We start from the raw sequence: 23,068 nt of genomic DNA, 5'->3' as shown, positions 1-23,068 counted from the left end.
GTATGTGAAGCGCCTTTCAATGAAGCATATCAAAAAGGAACTAGATCATTTTTTAGACATTCTAAAAGAGATCGAAGAGGTGACAGCGCAGATGCCTATGGTCATTTTAGAATCTACAGGGCATTACCATTCTCCCTTTATTCAATGCCTGGAGGAACAAGGGATTCTATATATCTTACAATTTCTAATCAGGCAAAGAAGTCCAGTTTACGAAACGTAAAAGCAGGCGTGATCGATGCGTACCAGTAGTAATTGTATTATAAAGAGGATTTTGACCTCGTAAAATTAGAGGAATTAAACTTTTAGACCTTCTGAATTTGCACCAATACAACAGGAAAGCGTAACGAATATGTATGTGGAAGCTAAACTTCAGTTTCACTCTATTATAGATCAAGTGTTTCCTGAGAATACGCGAAGGTTTTTGGAGCTTTATATTCAAAGGTTTCTTTAAAGTTGTTAAAGGCATATCCGGTATTGACAGCGGGAGAAAGTAGACTAGCAGAGTGTGTTATAGAGTTCAGTTTTAGCTGATCGGGTCAAATGGGCATAGGAAAAAGTAAAAAAATAATGGACCCATATCCCGAAATCCATTCAAAAAAAGTGTATGAAGTTCACGTAATCAATCTTCGTATGTAAATTGAGTTGTTTTTCAACCAGGGACACCATTCTGATTTTGAAGATCGGATAGTGGCCCTGAATGAATTGGAAGAGTATAAGAAAATCCAATAAATTACAGGTATGGGAGAAAACTCACAGCCATGATTATCGCTGAGATTGGTGAAATCGGTCGGTTTAATAATCCGCAAAACTATTTGCCTTCACCTATGGGTAAAATGTAAGATCGCACCTCCTTTTTTTGACAATCCCTTTTTTATAGTAGAATTTTTATAGTAAGGGTATAGACAAGTTATGGAGGATAATAGTGGATTTTTAATATTAGGACCATATTTATCAATGTTGTCTAGAAAACATAATAGTGTCCAATCATCTTCGAATAATGGAGGGAGGTGACCATTGTTCGAAGATGATTGGACATTTTATACCGTTTATAAAGGGGTATTTTGAAATAGTCTTTAAGCTTTATACACTCCCAAGTCCTTTAGCATATTTAAAAAATTATTTGCATAAGTATCAGGGTTAAAATGAGTATGAATATGTTTCTGTGCGTTTAAGCATATTTTTTCCCTAACTAAATTATCAAATAATAAACTTTTAGCTTCTGTTGTAGCTAGTTGTATATTATCATGTGGATATATTTTCCCTGTTTTATTGTGAAAAATAAAACTTTTGATACCATCTGAATCCGTTGTAAGTACAGGACATCGACAACCCATGGCTTCGACAATCGCAAAACCAAATCCTTCAACTTTTGAAGTAGAACATAAAAATCCTCCTGAATCCCCTATTATGGAGTAATATTCCGCCATTTTTTGATGGGGGATATTATTAAAGATCTTAAGATTATCATTTAATTGATATTTTGTGAGCATATCATTGAATTGTTGTTCTTGATCCGGATAGGTCAACGTGGCATCTATAAACATCCATAATTTTATTGAAGGATTAATTTTAACCATTTCATGACCAATTTCTAAAAATCCTTTCCAGTTTTTATTTTCTTCTATTCTACCTACCCAACCAATAATCGGATTAGGTTCCGAAGGACCTCTTGTTTTATACGTAAATATATTAGTATCAATACAATTATGAAATGAATATTTCCTGATTGAGGGATAATATGTGTAAATTAAATTGATTAAATGGCGGGTTCTAGGAAAAAGAATAACGTCTGCATTATTATTGACATATGGATGCGCTACTTTTAGCCATTGTTGTGCATCGTCAAATGAACCTAAACCTTGTACCTCATAAATAAGTTTGCCCTTAAAGTTCATGTTTCTAATTCGGGGTAGAAGTGAATGGTCAGAGCAAACAATAATTACATCATAATTCCCATTCGTTATAACCGCCTTAATTCCTTTATTGGTATCCGTTATAAAAGTTGGTGTCTCTTCGATATTCTGAAGTCCAGGACCACTCTTATAATATAAAAAATGAAAATTCACTCCATGTTTTTTTAATGCATAACTTCTCTGACGTGCTAATGTTTCTACACCCCCGCTTGGATAATAGTAGGCAAATAGGATGTTCATTTGCTATCTTACCTCCCTTTAGTTACCTTCACATTTCAAAGGAATTTCCTCACATATCATAAAATATACATAACATAATTTGAAAACATGATTGATGTTTATGTATATTCCATTTGTGGTCCTGATATAACTTATCTTAGCCCTATTTAAAACACTTTGAATTAATTAAGAAAGAAGTGATTGTTATTCCTTTCTTTAAAAAGCGCATTAAATCAGTTCTATCCTGATATAGTGATTGTCGTTAAATGATGGTTCAACTAATTCACTGTTGAGCCGCAATGGCTATTTTGAAAAGGAAAACGGCGGTAAAGCCAGCACTCTTAATTTACCGATCAAGAATGCTACAGGTGAATACTTTGCCTGGCTATGCTCAGATGACCTTTTTAAAGAAGAGAAAGTTTCCAAATAAACCTTTATGAAAGAAAACAATTCCTATATTAGCTACTGCCAAAATTCTATGGTAAATGTATGTTAAATTTCAGTGTAAAGTTGAATTTGAGTCATTATGGTGCTATTCCAATGGAATGTAAGAAAAGAGTTGTAAAGCATAATTAAAAAACCTCCAGCATTTTATAAAAAAGAATCAAATGTATGTATATGTAATGGAACTAGATGATATACATATAATTCAGTGCTGAGCTCGCAATAAATGGTGGAAAGCCCATATCAACATGTGTACTTTACCCATTTTTAGCATATATAACAGAAAGGAGACTGAAAATAATTAAGCAGTAGATTGAAAGTAAAAGAGGTAAATCTTTAGAAAACCCTTAAGCCTATACCATTATTAAGCCATTCTTATATATTACGAGTAAAGATCTGCATCTTTTAAGGAATTGAAGTGTTCATTGGTCTTTAAAGGAGGGTAAATGTGAAGAAAGTATCTATTGTTGTTCCGTTTTATAACTGTCCCTACATTGAAGAAGCATTGGAAAGTTTGATGAATCAAACATATAAAAATATTGAAATTATCGTTGTGAATGACGGCTCTACAACACATTCAGATAAAATCACCCCGTATCTAAATAAAATTAGATACATCGTAAAGGGAAACGGTGGAACAGCGAGCGCATTAAATATGGGCATCAAAAATGCGACAGGTGACTATTTTTGCTGGCTCAGTTCAGATGACATCTTTTACCCTAAGAAAACAGAAGTTCAATTAGACTTTATGAATAAAAATCGAGCGTTATTTAGTTATACTTCTTATTATTGTATAAATGAAAAAGGGGAAATTATCACTCCTAGTTTGGGTATACATCTGCCTAATAAATTTGAATTAATTAAAACAATGAGCAGGGGAAATATTATTAATGGCTGCACCGTAATGATTAATAGGAAGATATTTGATCAAATTGGAGTTTTTGATGAAACACTTCCATATACACACGATTATGATTTATGGTTAAGGATAGTACAAAAATTTGACATACAGTTTTTGTCTCAACCTTTATTACTTTATAGAATTCATTCACAAATGGGTTCGACTAAGCATGCAGTTAGTATCAAAAAAGAAACTAGTCTCGTTGTTAATCGACACAAAGCTAAAATGAGACAATTAATGTTAAAAGAACTTAGAAAACAATGATTATTCAGACTGAATATGCAACTAGCCTTGTTTCTCCAAGTTGGAAGTCCTTGTGTTTAAACAAGGGCTTTTTCCTATTTTAATCGAAGGGGGAGTTGCCAAAATTTTAGCGGGATAGTGGTATTAGCCACGTTTATTTCGCCTTATATTAGTGACCGAGAAGATGACGAAAAAAGGTACAGCAGGGTTAACTTCTTGAGATTTATGTTAAATGTCCTTTAGAAGCCTGTGAGAAACGAGATCCCAAAGGGTTGTATAAGAAAGCGAGAATAGGAGAGATCACTCAATTCACAGGGATTTCAGCACCTTATGAAGAAACGGTAAACACTGAAACATTATTGAAACCAGTCAATATTCTATTGAAGAATGTGCGGGGCAGATCATGAACTTCTTAAAAGATAATGGGCATTTAGGGGATGTAAAGTGACAATGGAACGTACAAATGATTAAGGTGTTATAAATGGATGTTTAAAGAACCATCATTGAACCACATGGAGGCAAGTTGATTAATCGTGAATTAACCGGAATTGATTGAAAAGAATATTTGGAAAAGTAAATCCCTTTCGTCCTTGAATATCTCAAATGGATTATTTCGGATAAGGAAAATGATTTCAAATGATGGGTTTAGTCACTTATTGGATTTATGGGGGAAAAAGCTTACCAAAGCGTCTTAAAATATATGCATCTGGCAAACGGATTACCATGGACGCTTCTGGTTACGCTTCCTTTAGCAAAGGAATATGCGAAGAGTATGAATGTGGGGGATGAAGTGGCTCTATAATGTGTTGAGGGAGAACTGTCCGGAGCCATTAAGGTGGAAGAAATGTTTGAATCCGATAAACAGGAAGAAGCTACACTCGTTTATAAAACAAAAGATTCTAACCACCCTGGGGTCAACAAGCTATTTGAGCAAGGGGATGTGTATATTGCTGTATTTTCCTGGTAAATAGGCCTACACATAAACCGTTTGAAGAATTTTATATGAGACCAAAAGAAACTAGAAAAATGTTCACCGACTGGGGTTGGCGTACTGTGTTCGGGTTTCAAACTAGAAATCCAGTGCATCGAGCCCATGAATACTTGCAAAAAACGGCATTAGAAACGGTTGATGGGCTTTTGTTGAATCCTCTTGTGGGTGAAACGAAAAAGGATGATATACCTGCAGATGATAAGGGGGCATGAACCAAACAGGGCAAGGATTAACCAGAAGGCATAACTACCATCCTGTATCATACGAGGAAGTCCATGCAAGGGGTTTATTAAGCCCTTGTTATATTGCTTTATCCTCCTTCAATCTGAAAAGCCGTCTGCATTTTAATATTTCGCACCAAATCCTATACTTATAAGTTCATATATTAGCGAGGTGGCTTATTGGCTACGCTCATTATACAAATAACTTAGTACAACCTGTATCTTTAATTTCTTTGACTAAGTTTGGAATGTATCCTTTTTTCAGGAATAATAAGATCTATCCAATTCGTAATTTAACAACATGTTATTAAAACGATTTTTACACTGTCAAACAAAAGGGATATATTATCATGCGGAAGTGGAAGTAGTGAACTATATTTTAAAAATTGATGATATTCAAATCCCATAAAGCTAGTGATTTATCAGTATAGTTCACTTCTCCTTCCGTACAAATCTCATTAATAACCAAGATAGGTTTTGGAAAGTTGAATGGCTCAATCTCTAGATTAAGAGGGTGCCAGCTAGTAAAGGTAGTCGTTAGAAAATACCTCGACTGGCTTGCTTTAAAATTGTTTGAAAACTAAATGAATATCAGAAAAACTAAAATATACAAGACAATCTAGACAGAGGATCAAATCACCTGTAGGTAGACGCTCTTTTGTTATGTCCTTATGAAAAAACCGTACATTATTTTAATGGATATTGTTTTATATTTCTTTTTATTATCTTATCGACTATATCAATCGCAATATATAATTCTGTTTTTTGTATATTTCCATTCATCCAATTAAAATCACCACATGGTGCATCTATCATTTTTTTATCTGTAGTTGTTTTATAATGCTTGATAATTCCTGAATGAGTGTTTTGGCCCTGAGTAAGTGATGAACCAGGACCTGATAGAGACTCAGAGTTTCCCTATATATTTTTATAATAAATATTTGTAAATGGTTCTTTCGTTTACATTCTCACCTTTCATCATTTTGATTTATTTAGAAAGGGATTATAAAAAGGACATGACTCTCTTTGGGAGATAGGGCGCTTCTTAAAATCTAGAAATTTATATTGAATTTGGCAAAGTACCAATCATCATCATATTTTCGTTTTTGAAAGTAGGTCCGTCGCTGCCTTTTAACTCCATCAAGGAGCACTTGGGATTCAATAGGGTTTGCTTTTACATGGATCATGAGTTGTTTGCACTTTTGTATGCGATGAGTATTAAAATGAGAGTAGGCCATCCTTAATAAATTATAATAAACTTCATCATAGCTAACTTCATAGGGGTGAGTTTTTCTAAATAAATGGATTATTTTTACATCCGGCAGAGCGTGGCAGCGAAATCCAAACAGCCATAGCTTAATAGAAAGCTCTACATCTTCATGTCCCCAAGTTTTAAATCCCGTTTCAAATCCGCCCACATCTTCAAACGCTTTTTTGGAGATAATAAAACATCCTCCGGGTAATACGGCAGTTTCAAAGAGGCCATTTTGTTTAGGGTTCCATTTAATTCTAAGGTTTGACTTTAAGGTCTGACCATAGCCAATGAAATCGGAATTGCCAAACGAAGTGATTGCTGGGGTAACTGCATCTGATTTTCCTGTTAAGAGAGGTTCTATGATATGATCAATCCACAAATCTTCAAACTGTAAATGAGCGTCGCAAAAAATCAGGAATTCTCCAGAAGCTTTTGTTGCTCCTAAATTTCGTGCGCTTGCAGCCCCAATTCCTTCTGTTTCAAAAAGTTTAACCTGGTTTGCGTGTTTATAGGTATTAAGGAAATCGCAGCAATCATCTGATGATCCATCGTTTATAATAATCACTTCGTAGGAATAATGTGTTTCAACTGAAAATAATGAATCAAGAGTGTTTTTCACATTTTCCCCTTCATTTTTAGCTGGAAAAATTATTGAAATTAAAGGATGAGTTTTCATTTCATCTATCTCTCCTTTTGAAACGATTTTTAAATATTAAAAAATATCAAGGACTGTGAAAAAGATGAGTATCACAATCCTTGATCTTCGGTTGCAAGTAGTAGCTAAGTTTTTGCTTGTTGTTGAGTTAAAGTGGTAGTCATTCACTATAAATAAAGATTATTATTTAGGCTTCCTAAAATTCTTAAAGGGATCTATCGCTGTTTTTGGCGCTCCCGAATGTAAATTATATAAAGGATGATTTTTATAAAACATATCTAATGAAAATGAATCTGTTTTAGTGTTTTTAAATTTAGTATCTGGGTAATCTTTTTTCTGATATGATGACATTATCCCAGAATTATAATTTTGTTGTGTTCTAACATTTTCTGTGTACCTCGGTTTATTTGGGGGATAGAGTGTTTGATAATGCGATGTTTGCATATTAAAATTTTGGGTTGTAGTTTTTTGTTGGATTGTATCATTCGAGAATCGAAACGCATTTGGTTGATTAATTACTTCTTTGTTATTTTGCGAATTGAAATTCCCCATATTTACACGAGTATTTCCAACTTGCTGTTGTATTCCATTATTATTAAAAGGTTTTTCCATTTTACTTCTTGGTTGCAAATGATTTTTTCCTTGTTCTTGAATATATTTTGCCAGTTCATCTTTATAACGTATTTCTTTTTCTTTAAAATCTGTCATGGATTCGGTTAAGTTCTTAATTTCCTGTTGATGCTGATTTTCATTTTCCTTTAGATTGTTAATCGTCTGTTCTAAACTTTCAATCTCCACTTTATATTTATTTTCTTGCTCCGAAACAAGAGCAATCGTTTGCTTTAAATGGTCCACTTCCTGTTGATGTTGATTTTCATTTTCTTTTAAATTGATAATCGTCTGTTCTAAATTATCAATCTCCGCTTTATAGTGATTTTCTTGCTCTGAAACAAGCTCAATCGAATGATTTAACTGATCGATTTCCTGTTGATGCTGATTTTCATTTTCCTTTAGATTGTTAATCGTCTGTTCTAAACTTTCAATCTCCACTTTATATTTATTTTCTTGCTCCGAAACAAGCGAAATCGTGTGATTTAACTGATCGATTTCTTGTTGACGTTGATTTTCATATTCCTTTAAATTGATAATCGTTTTTTCTAAATTATCAATCTCCACTTTATAGTGATTTTCTTGCTCTGAAACAAGAGCAATCGTGTGATTTAACTGATCAATTTCTTGTTGTTGTTGATTTTCATTTTCATTAAAATTAATAATCATTTGCTCTAGGTTTTTAATCTCGGCTTTATATTTATTTTCTTGCTCCGAAACAAGAGCAATCGTGTCATTTAACTGATCGATTTCTTGTTGATGTTGATTTTCATATTCCTTAAAATTAATAATCATTTGCTCAAGGTTTTCAATCTTGGCTTTATATTTATTTTCAAGCTCCGAAACAATACCGATGGATTGATGTAAATTATCAATTTCTTGCTTGTAGTGTTCTTCTTTTTCCGTAAGTTGGTTATTAGCTTTTTCTAAGTTACCAATGTCCACCTTATATTGACTTTCCTGTTCCGATAAGTGGTCGATTGTCTGAACATAATTTTCAATTTCATGTTTAAAGTTTTCGATAACTTGTATATGATGATTTTCCTTTTCGGAAAGTTCGATCATTGTTTTTTCTAAACGTTCGACCTCCAGTTTATATTTATTTTCTTGTTCAGATACAACGGTAATCGTTTGATTTAACTTATCGATTTCTTGCTGATGGTAGTTCTCTTTTTCTTTTAAATCTATAATCATCTGTTCTAAATTTGCAATGTCCACCTTATATTGACTTTCCCGTTCCGATAGGGTGCCGATCATTTCATTAAAATTTTCAATTTCATGTTTAAAGTTTTCGATAACTTGTTTCTGCTGTTCTTCCTTTTCGGAAAGTTCGATCATGGCTTTTTCTAAACTTACAATCTCCACTTTATATTTATTTTCTTGTTCAGATACAACGCTAATCGTGTGATTTAACTGATTGATTTCTTGTTGATGGTAGTTCTCTTTTTCCTTTAAATCGGAAATCATTTGTTCCAAATTCTCAATGTTCACTTTATATTGACTTTCCTGTTTCGATAGGTGGTCGAACGTTTGAGTATAATGTTCAATTTCCTGTTTAAAGCTTTCGATAATTTGTTTATGATGATTTTCCTTTTCGGAAAGTTCAATCATAGCTTTTTCTAAACTTACAATCTCCACTTTATATTTATTTTCTTGTTCAGATACAACGCTAATCGATTGATTTAACTGATCGATTTCTTGCTGATGGTATTTTTCTTTTTCCTTTAAATCTGTAATCATCTGTTCTAAACTTGCAATGTCAACCTTATATTGACTTTCCTGTTCCGATAAGTGTTCGATCGTTTGAGTATAATTTTTAATTTCATGTTCAAAGTTTTCGATAACTTGTTTATGCTGCTCTTCCTTTTCGGAAAGTTCGATCATAGCTTTTTCTAAATTTTTAATCTCTGCTTTATATTTATTTTCTTGTTCGGATACAACGCTAATTGTTTGATTTAACTGATTGATTTCCTGCTGATGGTAGTTCTCTTTTTCATTTAGATCGGTAATCATCTGTTCCAAATTCTCAATGTTCACTTTATATTGACTTTCCTGTTTCGATAGGTGTTCGATCGTTTGAGTATAATGTTCAATTTCCTGTTTAAAGTTTTTGATAACTTGTTTATGATGGTTTTCCTTTTCGGAAAGTTCAATCATGGCTTTTTCTAAACTTACAATCTCCAGTTTATATTTATTTTCTTGTTCAGATACAACGCTAATCGATTGATTTAACTGATCGATTTCTTGATGATGGTAGTTCTCTTTTTCCTTTAGATTTATATTCATCTGTTCTAAATTTGCAATGTCCACCTTATATTGACTTTCCTGTTCGGATAGGTGGTCGATCATTTGAGTGTAATTTTCAATTTCATTTCTAAAGTTTTCGATGACTTGTTTCTGCTGCTCTTCCTTTTCGGAAAGCTCGATTATGGTTTTTTCTAAACTTTCAATCTCCACTTTATATTTATTTTCTTGTTCAGATACAATGCTAATCTTTTGATTTAACTGATCGATTTCTTGTTGATGTTGATTTTCATTTTCCTTTAAATTGTTAATCGTCTGTTCTAAATTTGCAATGTCCGCCTTATATTGACTTTTCTGTTCCGAAAGGTGGTCGATCGTTTGAACATAATGTTCAATTTCATGTTTAAGGTTTTCGATAACTTGTTTCTGCTGCTCTTCCTTTTCGGAAAGTTCGATCATGGCTTTTTTTAAACTTTCAATCTCCAACATATATTTATTTTCTTTTTCTTCAGATACAACGGTAATCGTTTGATTTAACTGATCAATTTCTAGCTTGTAGTGATCTTCTTTTTCGGTAAGTTGGTTAATGGCTTTTTCTAAGTTACTAATGCCCACCTTATATTGACTTTCCTGTTCGGATAGGTGGCCGATTATTTGAGTATAATTTTCAATTTTTTGTTTATGATGATTTTCCTTTTCGGAAAGTTCGATCATGGATTTTTCTAAATTTTCAATCTCCAGTATATATTTATTTTCTTGTTCAGATACAAGGCTAATCGTTTGATTTAACTGATCGATTTCTTGTTGATGGAAGTTTTCTTTTTCCTTTAGATCCATAATCATCTGTTTTAAATTTTCATTTTCCGCCTTATATTGACTTTCCTGTTCGGATAGGTGGTCGATTGTCATAACATAATTTTCAATTTCAAGTTTAAAGTTTTCGATAACTTGTTTATGATGCTCTTCCTTTTCGGAAAGTTCAATCACAGCTTTTTCAAAATTTTCAATTTCTACTTTATATTTATTTTCTTGTTCATCAGATACAACGGTAATCGTTTGATTTAACTGATCGATTTCTTGTTGCTGGTATTTTTCTTTTTCCCTTAGATCGGTAATCATCTGTTCTAAATTTGCAATGTCCACCAAATATTGACTATCCTGTTCGGATAGGTGGTCGATCATTTGAGTATAGTTTTCAATTTCAAGTTTAAAGTTTTCGATAACTTGTTTATGATGCTCTTCCTTTTCAGTAAGTTCGATCATGGCTTTCTCTAAATTTTCAACCTCTACTTTATATTTACTCTCATGTTCAGATACATCGCTAATCGTTTGATTTAACTGATTGATTTCTTGTTGATGGAAGTTTTCTTTTTCCTTTAGATCCATAATCATCTGTTTTAAATTTTCAATGTCCGCCTTATCTTGGCTTTCCTGTTCCGATTGGTGGCCGATCCTTGAAATGTAATTTTCAATTTCATGTTTGAATTTTTTAATATCTTGTTTATGATGCTCTTCTTTATCTGAAAGTGCTTTTTCTAAATTATTAATCTTCACTTTATATTGCTTTTCTTGATCGTATAAAAGATCTATGGTTTTAGTAAGATGATTCATTTCATTTTTATATTTCATTTCTTTTTCGTTGAGAGAATTAATGGTTTCTTTTAAATCTTGAATTTCTTTTTTGAATGTATTTTGCTCTTGAAAATAAAACAAAACTGTTTCAACTAATTTCTCAATCTCTAAATTAATGCTTTGTACATCCAAATTAGTTATTTTTTTATTTACTGGAGCAAGAAGTGATTTCACCTCTGAAAGCCCATCCGCCATTTTTTTAAAACCTTCATCGCCGAACTTTTTGAAATCCTCATCTTTTACATTTTGTTTTTGGGCAGACTCATAATCTTGAAGTTTCTTTTGCAGAGAAGCAATTTCCCTTTGTAATATTTTATTTTTATCTCCAAGAGTTTTTATATCATTTTTGTTCTTTTCGTCGTTTGTTTTGGTTCCTTTAATGTACTGTAGTTCGGTCTTACATTTCTTTATTTCGTCTTCTAATTTCTGAACCTTGGTTTCTGCATTCTTTCGTTCATTTTCCTTCCGATTGATTAGTTCTTTAAATGTTCTTTGTTCATTTATCATTTCTTCATTGTGTTTTATTAACTTTCTTATTTTCTTTTTACTATAATCCACTTCGTATTCATTAACTTTTGATTTGTATAGGGAAAGTTCAGATCTAAGGTGAATGATCATTTGCTGAAGTTGTACTGGAGTTATTTTATTCAATTTACTTTTTTGTATTTCATTGGCTCTTTCATCATCTGTATACAAAAATAACCACTCCTTATTTTTGATCACGTGTGAACAGGCTGCAATCTCAATTAGACAGGAAGATGAGATTCAGCTACTGTAAATGACCAAGAAGTTCCTATGCGGAGATGTTTATCAAGATTTTTATGGGTGTGGAAACTTAAGATGGAGTACTCGTTCGTGAGATTGTTGGTGTTTCTTCGTGATAAGGAATGCAGCGATATCCAAATCATGCATGGGCATGTAGACAAAAGTAAATTCCTCCTCATAAATTTATCACCTTGACCGAAAATCTTGAATTTCAATTAATAAATCTTCATTTGACGGGTTTTAATCAAAAACCGATTCCCTAAATGATTCCATAATAGTTATATGTACCGTATTTCAAATTGGTGATTATATTTATTATCTTTAGTGCTCTCACAATTTCACAAAAAATTGAAGACCGCTAAGTTTATTCTTTATCATTTCTTCATTACTCTTACATATCATTAATATTGAGTGATATAAGGGTTATGATGAAACAAGCCGCACGGTATTATTTTATCCTTTTGAAAATCAAATCTGTACCTGGATTAACATAAAGGGGGATCCATTAATGGATTTTAGAGTAGAAGTTGGCGATAAGGAGGCAGGAACCATACCTTATGAGTCTCTCCCGGCATTTACTTTTCTTTTTAGGGAAATGGGATTTGATGTGCATCCAGATACTGAAAATCAGAAAGTACAATTATGTTCTGCTTTGCATGGTAAAAGAATTGTACTTTCTTCCGATTATGATGTTACACATAACACCTTTAGAAAGCACCTTCAAGAAAGGAAGGTGCTGGAGTATATTCAAACATTCCTTTCTGCATGTGGGGCAAAGGTGATTCTTATAGATGAAAAGAAGGAAACAGAAAAGGCAGATTTTCATGTGTATTTTTCACTCTTTGAAATTCCAGTAATAAAAGAGCCCATTCTTGAATTGATTCATAATTCAAAATCAACTAATAAAAAGTTATTGGATATTTTTCATTATGAATGTAGAAGAACTGGAACAAAATTTAAATCTAATGAGATAGTTAGAGGCGCAAATAACCCTTTTATTAACATACAGATTATGTATCCAGTTATTGCTGATGAAGATTTTTGGGAAAAACTTGGTGAAAAATATGCGATGTCCATAACAATAGGAATATTATCTAGATTTCAAGAAAGTTCGCCTTTATCTGTTTTGTCATTAGTTCCAATGGAAATTTTCTCAAACATGTTTGTTCATTCTGGAAATACTGGGCTAAATTTAGAGCCTGCCATACAAAAAGAAAAAAGGTTACCAGAAAAGAAAAAGTTTTTATTAAAGAAACCAACTATTAATAAAAGAAAAGAAGCAGAAGTGTTTTTAGATTATCATATTTTTATTGAAGAACTTGAAGAGCGTAACAAAATCAAGCTTATTGGAAATCTTCATATTAAAAATATAGGTACGGAAGTTTTGCGGAATCCAGTTATCTGTCTGCGTTCCACCCCTTCAGAAAGTATAAAAATATCCGGGCAAATATTGCCGCCGAATGTTGCCGAAACGATGGGGGTAATGAAAAATGAAGAAACAAAAGGGTGGAAATATATGAATGATGAATGGTTTGAGGAAATGGAGAAGGGAGAAACCTGGATATGTCCAATTGAATCAAAAAATATTAACCCTAGACAAATAGAATCTTTAACTAACTTACAAATAAGCGTCCTTCAACCTGTAGAAAACAGCAATATTCGTGTAGAAGCTTTTGTGTTTTTTAAAGAACAAGATCTGGAAATCAGTTCAAGTAATCAAATTTCCTTATTATTAACGAAGAAACAATAAAGTAGAAGGGTAAATGGCAACATATGGGGGGTGGAAGTGGGTTGGTTGAAGGGGATTATCACTTTGAGAAATACTTTTTAGATAATATGAAAGTGATAAAATTATTGGACCAAGCGATAAAACAGAATAATGGCTTTTCTCTTGCCCGTTTTGGAATAGGTGAAATAAGCTATTTAAGCTGGCCAGCCAATGGATTATTAGTTCAGGAGTTTAAACGGTATGAATCTTATGCGGGCGCATCCGATTCCCCAGAAATAATTAGGAGGGAATTGGTCAGGTCATTACGGGATACAGACATAGCTGGTTTGATAGCTCCTTGGAGATTGGATCCTTGGGCAAAACAAACTCGAAATGTACTTAAACAACTGAAGTTCATGCCTTCGAAAGCTTGTTGTGCTTGGATCATGCAGATACTCTTGGACGAGGGTACATTATGGCCATGGCTGAGTAATAAGAAGGTATTTCTTGTTGGACGCCGTTCAAAAGAAGCAGAAATCGTTTTTAAAGAAAAAGGCGTACAAATTACTGGCAGTATAGAGTTAAATGGATATGCAGAATTAAGTGGAGTACAAAATGAACTACAGTCTAATCAGGAATGGGAAATGGCGTTAATTTCTGCCGGGATTCCGGCAACCATTTTAGCTCCAAGAATTGCAAAATTGACCCAGAAGGTTGCCATTGATTTCGGGCATGCCCTTGATATGATTCTTGACGGAAAAGAATACAAACACTCTGACCTAGTAAAAAAGTGGAATGATCAGTTTTCCTAAATAGGAAAACAAGAAATAAATGTAATCGTTGTAGGGAAATAAATATAAAATAATACTCGCAGATTCAACCTTTAATTCATAAGGATGAGGTGCGAGTATCTATTTACACTAATTTCAGTTAACGAATTTTAATTGTATCGGAAAGACGTTTTTTCCTGTTAGTTGGAAACATTTTATATCAGGGGTCGAATTTGCAAACGAAATTATAAGGTGGGCTACCTCTGGGTAGTTATTTAAGGAAATATCTCCTTCTGACGGATAAGCACTATCCGTTGGGTGGGAATGGTAGATGCCAATCAAATCTTCATTCCTCCTATCGATAAGTTCAAATACATGACGAATTTGATCTAAATCCATCGAGTAGGAATAGGAGCTCCTATTGACATTTTCCATTGGCCAAATTGTTTCTGCTACTCCATTTTCCCCTGAAAGCAGTCCACAGGCTTCATAAGGAAGTTCTCGATTGCAATGAGAAATCAATTTTTGCCTAACTTGATTAGTGATGGAAAAAGTACCGGTTGTTATACTTAGATCATTTGTTTTTTCCACAGCAACCTTTTGCTCGTACTGGCCGAACCTGAAGGGTAGAGGGAGTGCTTGGTTGTTGTATGTGAGCGGGTTGCAGGTTGGAAATTCCTAATTTTCTTCTTACTTTGCGTCTTAGCTTATCAGATGCCATTTTATTCTCTCCTTTTATAGGTATGCTCTATAAATATGAAAACATGAATCCTTATGTAACCTAATAATTAAGAAATGGGTCGCCTAAAATCCTGGATACATTTATTAATTGATGAAGTAAATAATGGCATCAGATTTTCCAAAAAAAAAACCGAGAGAGTAACATCCCTCGGGTTTTTTTTTTATACAGGAAAACGATCGCAATCTCCTACTTCAACCTCTAATCCAGGATTAGCTACTTCTGTCAGAGAAATAGTGACGGATAAAGATGGACTCAATATAGACAGTGAAGCAGTATCTCCAAGAGGATCAGAATCATTTAGAATAAGTGTGAATGTCGCGTTTTCTGGTACACCTCCTGCTGGTGTTATAATACCCGTTCCAGTTACAGTAAGCCCAGTTACTACTCCAGCAGCGTTTGTAGCACATGTTGGCTGGTTAAAGTCATTGGCTGTGAACGTGAAGCTTTGGTCAATATCAGCATCCGGGGTGCCAGTTGGAGTAGGAGTAGGAGTAGGTCCTAATGTATCGATGAAGGTAACTTGAATCCTGCTACCAGAAAGGGTACATTGGTCACAAACTAGGGCAGTCAAATCTAAGTTTCCTGTTGTAGGACCACCTAGACCGTCCTCAAATACAAGGATGGATGCTTCGCCATTGAATTCTGCTGCACCTTGGCAGTCACAGTTCAATGTCGGGAAGAAGGTTGGGCATTGTTGAGGGAATCGTGGTGTTGGGCACACGAACCCATCTTCTTCAATTGGAATGACAGGACGCGGTCCACAGAACTTAGCCTCGACCTCTAGCTTAACCTCAGCCTCGACTTGAACATCTTTACACATGGTCACATCAAGTACAACCATATCTCCAAGCATTTGATTTAAAACAACTGTACATTGAACATCGAAAATATTACAGTTGATTTCTGTTCCCTCTGGGAAACATAGGATTACTTCATCCATGAAACTAACAGGTACTACGAAATTACACCCTGGGAGTGGTTCTCCATTGCAAAAGAATTGAACCCGGATATGGACATGGAAGGCAAGGGAAACAATTTGGGCCCCTGGAACACTAGGAATATTTGCTGGAGTGGATCCGATAAAATCACAGCTTCGTGAACCAACTACTTCCGAACAAGTAGCTGTTATTGTGTTACCTTCATGGCGTGCATCTTCAATTGCTGCAAAGCATTCCTCAGGTATTTGAACTTTATTGCGATCACGATTTGTTAGAACAACCCAGTCATATACTTTTGTAACACGAATACATTCAGGTCCGATGGGGTTCGGTACCACTTGTCGGCCCTGAATAGATTTGACGTTCCTTTTTTTCATCAAACATCTTTCCCTTCAGTATCAGGTTTTGAACACATTAACATACTATGGGGATATCTTTTTATGGGTACATTTTTCTTAGAAAATGGGCTAATAAAATTTCGGGATTTATAAATGTATATTTATATAATCTAAATTCAAATCATAAAATATTAATAGAAAGATTAGGAGGTGAATAGGTGTTTGCTATTGAGTGGCTTGATTTTATTATATTAATATTGGCGACCTTCCGTTTAACTCATTTAATTGTATTTGACGAAATCACTTCATTCATCAGAAAACCTTTCTTGACTGCCACCATCCAAGAAAATGCCTCTGGACAACTGGAGGAAATCATTGAAATAAAAGGATCTGGACTTCGTTATTTCATAGGTTCGCTTTTAAGTTGTTATTGGTGTGTAGGGTTTTGGTGTTCCCTCATTACTGTACTTACTTATTATCATTTTCCTGCTGCTTTTCCAATCTTATTGGTCTTAGCTGTTGCGGGGGCTGCTGCTTTTATCGAATCTAAAGTATGAACGTGCATTTTCCCTAATCGTGTAGGCGCAGACAAAGAAAAGCATAATGAACTTTATGTAATTTGATTAGCGAATAGTTATTCAGACTAATTATATGCGGATCATCATAAAAGTGCTTTATAGACAGAGAGGCTAATATTCTTAGGTTAAAGTTTAGACAGCTTGGACGGTGTTGTATATTGATGATAGCAAGTACGAAGGTGGCATTAAATTCTATTGTTAAGCATCAGGGAAGCAAAACATTGATTAAAATCCATTCGATACGAATGGGTTTTTTTCTTCTAATAATAGGAATTGAAGGGGGAATATAAAGTGGGGGAAAACTTCATTAAAAATTCTTGTCGGCCGAAATCATGCGGGTGATGCGATTATTATGGCATGATGCCGAAGAATCCATATTGGGCATGAAGTTATCTGGGGAAGTTGAGTCTTATGATGTTATTTGGAAGCGGTAAAAAAGAGTCCGTTTTCAGCTTGTATGATTTCGCTGAAGAAGGACGGAACCTATCTAAATGTCACCGTACCTGTACCTGTGTTCGAATGCTATGGACTAAATTGACAACCAGCAAGAAGCTGATATTGAGTCAAAATTCACCTGAAACTCCCGAAGCTCTAAACATCCTCAATGAACTTGTTGAAGTGGGGAAGTTAAAAGTGGTCATTGACAGATAGTATGCGTTGTAAGAAATAGTTTAGGCCCATACATATGGAGAGAATGGACACAAGAAGGGTAGTGTCGTAATAATTATGGAACATAACAGCAAATCCTAATAAATTAAACAAGATAAACAGAAGCTGCCCGTAAGGTGATTTCTTATGGTTTTAAAGAACTAGACCTAACTCGTATTGGAGCAATTGTTTTTATTGAAAGGCTGTTTTCGCATACATTGTTGCTATTTACCAAGTAAAGCGGTGTGTTTGATTTCCCCTCCAGATGCTCGCTTTCCGCGGGGCGGGCGGTGAGCCTCCTCGGCGTAAACGCCTGTGGGGTCTCACCTGTCCCGCTGCTCCCGCAGGAGTCTCGCACTTGCGCTCCAATCAACCTTAAATCGTTTCGTTTTAAAAACAACAATCTTTACGAAAAGAACCTATTGAAAATAAAGCAAATAAGTTGTAGACAAATTTAGGCTTCAAAAAGGAAGGGATCTTGAGAAAATTATATGTACCAGAATGATGTTTCATTTGATGCTAATCTATACTCTTTAATAACGGCCAACCCGCTATAAAATAACAAACTATAATGATAACTTCACAGACTAGGGGAGATTGTTAACAGTTTTCTGGAAAACACAATAATGAAAATTCAGATATATATTTAAAAATTCATTGTTTTCCTGTAAGATAACAATATATAAAAACCCTGTCGACTTGTCGGCTTACTTAGAAAACGTGAGGAATACATAAATGATGGAATTAGAAAAAAGTCTTGAGAAAAGTCTTGAAAAAAGTTGGAGTAATCAACAAAACGCTGGTTTAACAGCATATTTAAAGAAAATGAAGGGCGAAGCTCGAGAAAAAGACAGAATTGATTATATGGATTCCTTTGTTTCAGCTATGGGTGGACTCATTGCCATTATCATTATTAGTTTTATAGCTGTCTATTTAGGGTATCCTATGGCATTAGCGCCTCTTGGGGCGAGCTGTGTTATTGTTTTTGGTGCGCATAAAAGTCTCTTGTCACAACCCCGTAATGTTATTGGAGGACATATAATCTCTACAACATCAGCCCTTATCATTTGGAGCATTTTTGGTAAAAGCCTATTCATTATCGGGCTGGTACTGGCTATTGTATTAATTATCATGACTTTTACAAAAACCGTTCACCCTCCCGCAGCAGCAAGTGCCCTTGTTTCGATCAATTCTCAAGCTGGTTGGGGATTCCTGATTCCGATTGTAATAGGTACCTTATTATTAGTTTTTGTATCGATGATTTATAATAATTTATTTCAAACAAGACAATATCCAAAACACTGGTTATGAAAAACCTATTTCATATACTTTTATATGTGACTGTTTTATAGCTACCCGCTTATTGTACTGACTGCTTCACTTCAATAAGCGGGTAGTTGTGGCTTTTCTTACCAATAGAATGAAAAACCTTGCTTACCATCATATTTCATGAAAAATTGCGTTTGATCATGATTTGCTAAAGCTTGATGGGCAGTGGTAAAATCCCAGTAAAAAAAGGTGAATGTTCATGTCTGAACCAGTAATGGAAGATTCTTACCAAATCAGTTTGCAAAATATTCGCCATCACTCAAAGCATATCCATTTAGGAATTGAAATTCTTTTCGTTATCCGGGGAGAAATTGAGGTTATGGTCAATCAAGATTCCTATCACTTGGCGGAAAATGATCTTCTGCTTATTAATGCTAATGATGTCCATACCGTAAAGGGGCATGAAGACAATGTAGTTCTATTGCTGCAAATTCCTCTTCACTCCATCGAGCAGCATTATCCGGATATTCATGTGTGTGATTTCGACTGCCATTCATCCAAAGGGGATAGCGGGTTATATCTTCTTTTTGACCAAATCCGTCAACTCTTGGCTGAAATTTTGATCGCACATTACCAAGAGCAGGATGGAAGTGAACTCGAAATCAACAGCCAGATTTACAAGTTAGTTACACTCCTTATCCGGAATTTCAAAACTACACATCTCGGGCAGAATCGATTTAATGACATCAAGGATGAAAGAATTAGGGATATCCTTACTTTTATTGAAAAAAATTATCGCAAACAGATGTCATTTGAGGAGATTGCCAAACGGCAATATTTATCCCTATACTATTTGTCCCGTTATTTCAAACAGGCTGTTGGTGTGAGTTTTTCGCAATATGTAAAACAAATCCGTTTGAAATCGGCTGTTCATGAGCTGTTATATACCGATCATAACATTATGAAAGTCTCGCTAAATAATGGTTTTCCAAATGTGAAAGCTTTTAACAAGGCTTTTAAGGAAATGTACAATCAAACACCTGCTGAATATCGAGGTCTTCACAAAAAAGAACCTTTCCAGGAAGTAAATAATATTAGTGAACAATATACCTTGGTGAATTCGCCGCATTTTTTAATTGAATTGAGCAAGTATATTTCGCAAAAGGACCAAAGTGTGAAGGTGAAAGAATCGGGAGTTTCGGCGGTACATATCAACCTGCCGCAAGAGCCTGTTCTTGTGAGGGAAAAAGCCCAGCGATTACTGGTGATTGGACAGCTGGAATATGCCTTGAATGAAGAGGTCCAAGCAGAATTAAAGCTTATTCAGGAGCAGCTCCATTTTGAATATGCTTATTTCACGAACCTATTTTCCAAAACATTTACGACAATCGACCCGCTTTTGCAAATAGGTGGGCCGTATTATAAGATTGATGCTTTATTTAACGAGTTTCAAAGGCTTGGTTTAGTTCCATTCATTAGTGTGGAGTTTGAAAAGGAAGTAGAAAGCCCCCCGGATTATATAAAGATGTTAGATGAATTTTTACAGCACGCTGTCAGTTATTTTGGCGATACCTTTGTCGGGAAATGGCAATTTGAATTGGTTTTCTCGGAGTGGGATCAAACAGCCCGGACTTTTTATCAACAATACTTTCAAACTGTGAAAAAGAGGGCTTCCACCGCAAAAGTCGGAGTACAAGTGCCTTTTTCCTTAGAAAAAGGATTATCAGTCCCCGTTACTGAATTTTTAAAGCAAATGGATCAAATTGACCTGGTTTGCTTTAGCTGCAATCCAAATGAAAAAGTTGACTTTACCGATATGGATAACAGTTCTTTTAGGGGAGTAAAAGATTATATAAAGAAATCATGTATCGAATTAAAAGCAAAGCTTTTGTCAGCTGGCTTGGCTGGCACACCAATTTACCTGACAAACTGGAATACACTATACGGTAATACAGTAAATTTAAGCGGAACTTTTTTTCGATCAGCTCTCATTTTTAAAGACATGCTTGATGTTATAAAAGAGATTTCCGGTTTGGGATTTTGGATTGACACCCATTCATGGGAAAAAAGTAATATGAATAATGAAAATATTGCAATGAATGGAATTGCCCTGCTTTATTATTATCAAATAAAACGGCCGGCGTTTTTTAACATGCAATTAATCGCGAAAATAGGACTTGAGATTTTAGCCGAAGGTGAGGACTTTGTACTGACGAAGGGGAAACAAGGGTATCAATTGGCCATTTATAACAATTCCTATGTCAATCCCACCTATTCTGTCGAAGGTTTCTTTTTGCGCTCCTTAACCAAGGAAAAGAAAATCATGATTTCAGGACTGCCTTCTGGCACTTATCAAATTCGCAAACACATTCTCGATAGAAATAACGGTGCTTTTTACTTTAATTGGCTCAATCTCAATCAGCAGTATATCTATGACCAAGAGGTCATTACGTATCTCAAGCAGCGAGCTTATCCAGATTTGCAAATCTATGAGGAAAACATTGACTCGGAGCTCTTTTTACAATCCACTTTGACGTTAAATGCCATTCATCTCTTTGAAATTAGGCCATTAGGTTAAAACTTAATGGTCTTTTTTTGTTGTCCGGTTAAGCCAAGTAATGAAAAAGGGCAAATGAAGGGGGATGTTTTCGACAATGATTGGAATGTTTTCAATACTTAAAATATTTATAATGAAGACAAGAAAGCGATTACATAAATATTATTTCGGAGGTAGCCTTTTATGTCTGTTTCTCAAGGAACGATTAAGAAGCAAAGCGAAGCACCACTTTCGGTATCAAAGGAAAGAAATACCCGTGGAGTTTTGTTGACTACAGCTTTAATGGCTGGTTATTCCATGATTTACATGGACAAAAACATGATTTCGACTGCAATTATCCCAATTGCAGAACAATTCCATCTAACAACAAGTCAAACCGGTTTGATCATGAGTTTATTTTTCCTGGGTTATTCTTTAATGCAGATACCTGGGGGATGGCTCGCAGATAAGATTGGATATAAAAAGGTACTAATGCTTTCGCTTTCGCTTATTACAATATTTTCATTCGCATTTGGCCTTGCTGGAAGCTTATTGATGTTTATTTTGATTCGTTTTTTGTCTGGTATTGGCCATGCAGGCTATCCTCCAAGCTGTTCAAAAGGAATCGCCGAAAATTTCCCGAAAAAAAGACGAACCTTTGTTCAATCGCTCATTTTGTCAACGAGTGGAATTGGCGGAATTTTAGCATTTGTGATTGGGGCACGGCTGATTGACTTGAATTGGCATTATGCCTACTATGCACTGGGGACAATGTTCGCGATCTCGTTACTTTTGGTTGCCTTTTTGGTACCTAATAGCCTCCCAACTGCCAAAACGAAAACGGAAAAGAAACAAGTTAGTTTTAAATCAGTGATTTCCAATCGAAATGTAATTATTTTATTCGTTGCTATGCTGCTTGCGAATGTAGCTTTTTATGGAAATATGTCATGGCTGCCAACCTTCTTAAAGACAAAATTTACACTTTCCATTAGTACGGTTGGGATAATCCTGGCGGTGAACGCTATTGGGGGAACACTGGCCTCCATATTTGCTGGTGTATTATTGACAAAATATTTTGCTGGTAAGGAAAAGTTACTGCTAATGTGCTGTTCAGTAGTTTCATCCCTGTTGTTTCTTGGTTTAGTATTTTCAAATTCATTGGCCCTTTCCATTGCTTTCTTATATGTGCTTACATTTTTATTAACTACGATCTTTGTGGGAATTTTTTCTTGGCCGCACAAGATTTTACCTGAGAAAGTAATTGGGTCATCCATTGGGATCGTCAATACGGGTGGAACGCTTGGGGGCTTTATTGCTCCAATGGCATTCGGTGCTTTAATTTCTATGGCCGGTGGATCGTTTTCTATCGTATTCATCACCTTGGCAATAGCCGTTGTAATTTGCGGTCTAGTCATACTTACCGTTAAAGCAGAAAAATAATCGGAGGGA

General features: G+C 34.8%; 16 protein-coding genes and 3 pseudogenes. 14 read left to right on the top strand and 5 right to left on the bottom strand.

Annotated features, from left to right (window positions below; genetic code table 11):
* Positions 1 to 19 precede the first annotated feature (19 nt).
* Positions 20 to 220: a hypothetical protein gene (locus tag BW986_RS19250; protein WP_076369740.1), complete on the top strand. Its 201-nt coding sequence runs from the start codon at positions 20 to 22 to the stop codon at positions 218 to 220.
* 853 nt (positions 221 to 1,073) lie between these two features.
* Here the strand turns inward: BW986_RS19250 and BW986_RS19245 are convergent.
* The gene (locus tag BW986_RS19245) at positions 1,074 to 2,153 is read right to left on the bottom strand and encodes a glycosyltransferase family 4 protein (protein WP_076369738.1); all 1,080 of its coding nucleotides are present in this window, start codon (positions 2,151 to 2,153) and stop codon (positions 1,074 to 1,076) included.
* Positions 2,154 to 2,388: 235 nt separating this feature from the next.
* Between BW986_RS19245 and BW986_RS31275 the strand changes: the two genes are divergently transcribed.
* The 5 genes and pseudogenes from BW986_RS31275 (at position 2,389) to BW986_RS19220 (ending at position 4,923) form a co-directional block, all read left to right on the top strand.
* Entirely contained in the window at positions 2,389 to 2,562 is a 174-nt protein-coding gene (locus BW986_RS31275) for a glycosyltransferase family A protein (protein ID WP_397222643.1), read from the top strand.
* A gap of 462 nt (positions 2,563 to 3,024) precedes the next feature.
* Entirely contained in the window at positions 3,025 to 3,741 is a 717-nt protein-coding gene (locus tag BW986_RS19240) for a glycosyltransferase family 2 protein (RefSeq protein WP_076369736.1), read from the top strand.
* A 200-nt stretch (positions 3,742 to 3,941) separates the two neighbouring features.
* Positions 3,942 to 4,127, top strand: coding sequence for an adenylyl-sulfate kinase (locus BW986_RS31270; protein ID WP_081395698.1), 186 nt, complete (start codon positions 3,942 to 3,944; stop codon positions 4,125 to 4,127).
* 257 nt (positions 4,128 to 4,384) lie between these two features.
* Positions 4,385 to 4,687, top strand: a pseudogene (locus tag BW986_RS30825) (hypothetical protein).
* Positions 4,688 to 4,722: 35 nt separating this feature from the next.
* A complete protein-coding gene (locus BW986_RS19220; RefSeq protein WP_076369734.1) occupies positions 4,723 to 4,923 on the top strand; it encodes a hypothetical protein in 201 nt (66 codons plus the stop codon).
* A gap of 1,061 nt (positions 4,924 to 5,984) precedes the next feature.
* Here the strand turns inward: BW986_RS19220 and BW986_RS19215 are convergent.
* Complete coding sequence (locus tag BW986_RS19215) at positions 5,985 to 6,863, bottom strand: glycosyltransferase family 2 protein (protein WP_076369732.1); 879 nt, start codon at positions 6,861 to 6,863, stop codon at positions 5,985 to 5,987.
* Positions 6,864 to 7,025: 162 nt separating this feature from the next.
* Positions 7,026 to 12,023, bottom strand: a complete 4,998-nt coding sequence (locus BW986_RS19210) for a hypothetical protein (RefSeq protein WP_076369730.1) — start codon at positions 12,021 to 12,023, stop codon at positions 7,026 to 7,028.
* Positions 12,024 to 12,600: 577 nt separating this feature from the next.
* Between BW986_RS19210 and BW986_RS19205 the strand changes: the two genes are divergently transcribed.
* Positions 12,601 to 13,842, top strand: coding sequence for a hypothetical protein (locus tag BW986_RS19205; RefSeq protein WP_076369728.1), 1,242 nt, complete (start codon positions 12,601 to 12,603; stop codon positions 13,840 to 13,842).
* A gap of 41 nt (positions 13,843 to 13,883) precedes the next feature.
* Positions 13,884 to 14,612 carry a GT-D fold domain-containing protein gene (locus tag BW986_RS19200; protein ID WP_142244684.1) on the top strand — a complete coding sequence of 243 codons (729 nt, stop codon included), beginning with the start codon at positions 13,884 to 13,886 and terminating at the stop codon, positions 14,610 to 14,612.
* A 114-nt stretch (positions 14,613 to 14,726) separates the two neighbouring features.
* Here the strand turns inward: BW986_RS19200 and BW986_RS19195 are convergent, their stop codons facing one another.
* A complete protein-coding gene (locus BW986_RS19195; protein WP_260320900.1) occupies positions 14,727 to 15,161 on the bottom strand; it encodes a M67 family metallopeptidase in 435 nt (144 codons plus the stop codon).
* A gap of 311 nt (positions 15,162 to 15,472) precedes the next feature.
* Complete coding sequence (locus BW986_RS19190; protein ID WP_076369724.1) at positions 15,473 to 16,627, bottom strand: BMQ_0737 family morphogenetic spore coat protein; 1,155 nt, start codon at positions 16,625 to 16,627, stop codon at positions 15,473 to 15,475.
* Between the two features lie 179 nt (positions 16,628 to 16,806).
* Here BW986_RS19190 and BW986_RS19185 point away from each other — a divergent pair, with 179 nt between their 5' ends.
* The 6 genes and pseudogenes from BW986_RS19185 to BW986_RS19160 all read left to right on the top strand — a co-directional run bounded on the left by BW986_RS19185 (position 16,807) and on the right by BW986_RS19160 (position 23,059).
* On the top strand, positions 16,807 to 17,145 hold the full coding sequence (locus BW986_RS19185; RefSeq protein WP_076369722.1) for a DUF1360 domain-containing protein: 339 nt from the start codon (positions 16,807 to 16,809) through the stop codon (positions 17,143 to 17,145).
* A 425-nt stretch (positions 17,146 to 17,570) separates the two neighbouring features.
* Positions 17,571 to 17,916 (top strand): annotated as a pseudogene (locus BW986_RS19180) (zinc-binding dehydrogenase); the annotation flags it as partial.
* Positions 17,917 to 17,933: 17 nt separating this feature from the next.
* A pseudogene (locus BW986_RS30820) lies at positions 17,934 to 18,038 on the top strand (GNAT family N-acetyltransferase); the annotation flags it as partial.
* A 511-nt stretch (positions 18,039 to 18,549) separates the two neighbouring features.
* Positions 18,550 to 19,125, top strand: a complete 576-nt coding sequence (locus BW986_RS19170; RefSeq protein ID WP_260320899.1) for an HPP family protein — start codon at positions 18,550 to 18,552, stop codon at positions 19,123 to 19,125.
* 217 nt (positions 19,126 to 19,342) lie between these two features.
* The gene (locus tag BW986_RS19165; protein ID WP_076369716.1) at positions 19,343 to 21,661 is read left to right on the top strand and encodes a helix-turn-helix domain-containing protein; all 2,319 of its coding nucleotides are present in this window, start codon (positions 19,343 to 19,345) and stop codon (positions 21,659 to 21,661) included.
* A 162-nt stretch (positions 21,662 to 21,823) separates the two neighbouring features.
* On the top strand, positions 21,824 to 23,059 hold the full coding sequence (locus BW986_RS19160; RefSeq protein ID WP_081395694.1) for an MFS transporter: 1,236 nt from the start codon (positions 21,824 to 21,826) through the stop codon (positions 23,057 to 23,059).
* The last annotated feature ends 9 nt before the right edge of the window (positions 23,060 to 23,068 follow it).

This window comes from Peribacillus simplex, from assembly GCF_900156045.1.
In the GTDB taxonomy this organism is placed as follows: domain Bacteria; phylum Bacillota; class Bacilli; order Bacillales; family DSM-1321; genus Peribacillus; species Peribacillus simplex_D.
The sequence above is the reverse complement of the archived record's forward strand: the minus strand, read 5'-3'. Positions and strand labels throughout refer to the sequence as shown.

Bases quoted from the DNA above. Each gene is read 5' to 3' on its own strand.
- BW986_RS19250 (WP_076369740.1), top strand. From the start codon at position 20: ATGAAGCATATCAAAAAGGAACTAGATCATTTTTTAGACATTCTAAAA.
- BW986_RS19245 (WP_076369738.1), bottom strand. From the start codon at position 2,153: ATGAACATCCTATTTGCCTACTATTATCCAAGCGGGGGTGTAGAAACA.
- BW986_RS19220 (WP_076369734.1), top strand. From the start codon at position 4,723: ATGAGACCAAAAGAAACTAGAAAAATGTTCACCGACTGGGGTTGGCGT.
- BW986_RS19215 (WP_076369732.1), bottom strand. From the start codon at position 6,863: ATGAAAACTCATCCTTTAATTTCAATAATTTTTCCAGCTAAAAATGAA.
- BW986_RS19205 (WP_076369728.1), top strand. From the start codon at position 12,601: ATGGATTTTAGAGTAGAAGTTGGCGATAAGGAGGCAGGAACCATACCT.
- BW986_RS19190 (WP_076369724.1), bottom strand. From the start codon at position 16,627: ATGAAAAAAAGGAACGTCAAATCTATTCAGGGCCGACAAGTGGTACCG.
- BW986_RS19170 (WP_260320899.1), top strand. From the start codon at position 18,550: ATGATGGAATTAGAAAAAAGTCTTGAGAAAAGTCTTGAAAAAAGTTGG.
- BW986_RS19165 (WP_076369716.1), top strand. From the start codon at position 19,343: ATGTCTGAACCAGTAATGGAAGATTCTTACCAAATCAGTTTGCAAAAT.
- BW986_RS19160 (WP_081395694.1), top strand. From the start codon at position 21,824: ATGTCTGTTTCTCAAGGAACGATTAAGAAGCAAAGCGAAGCACCACTT.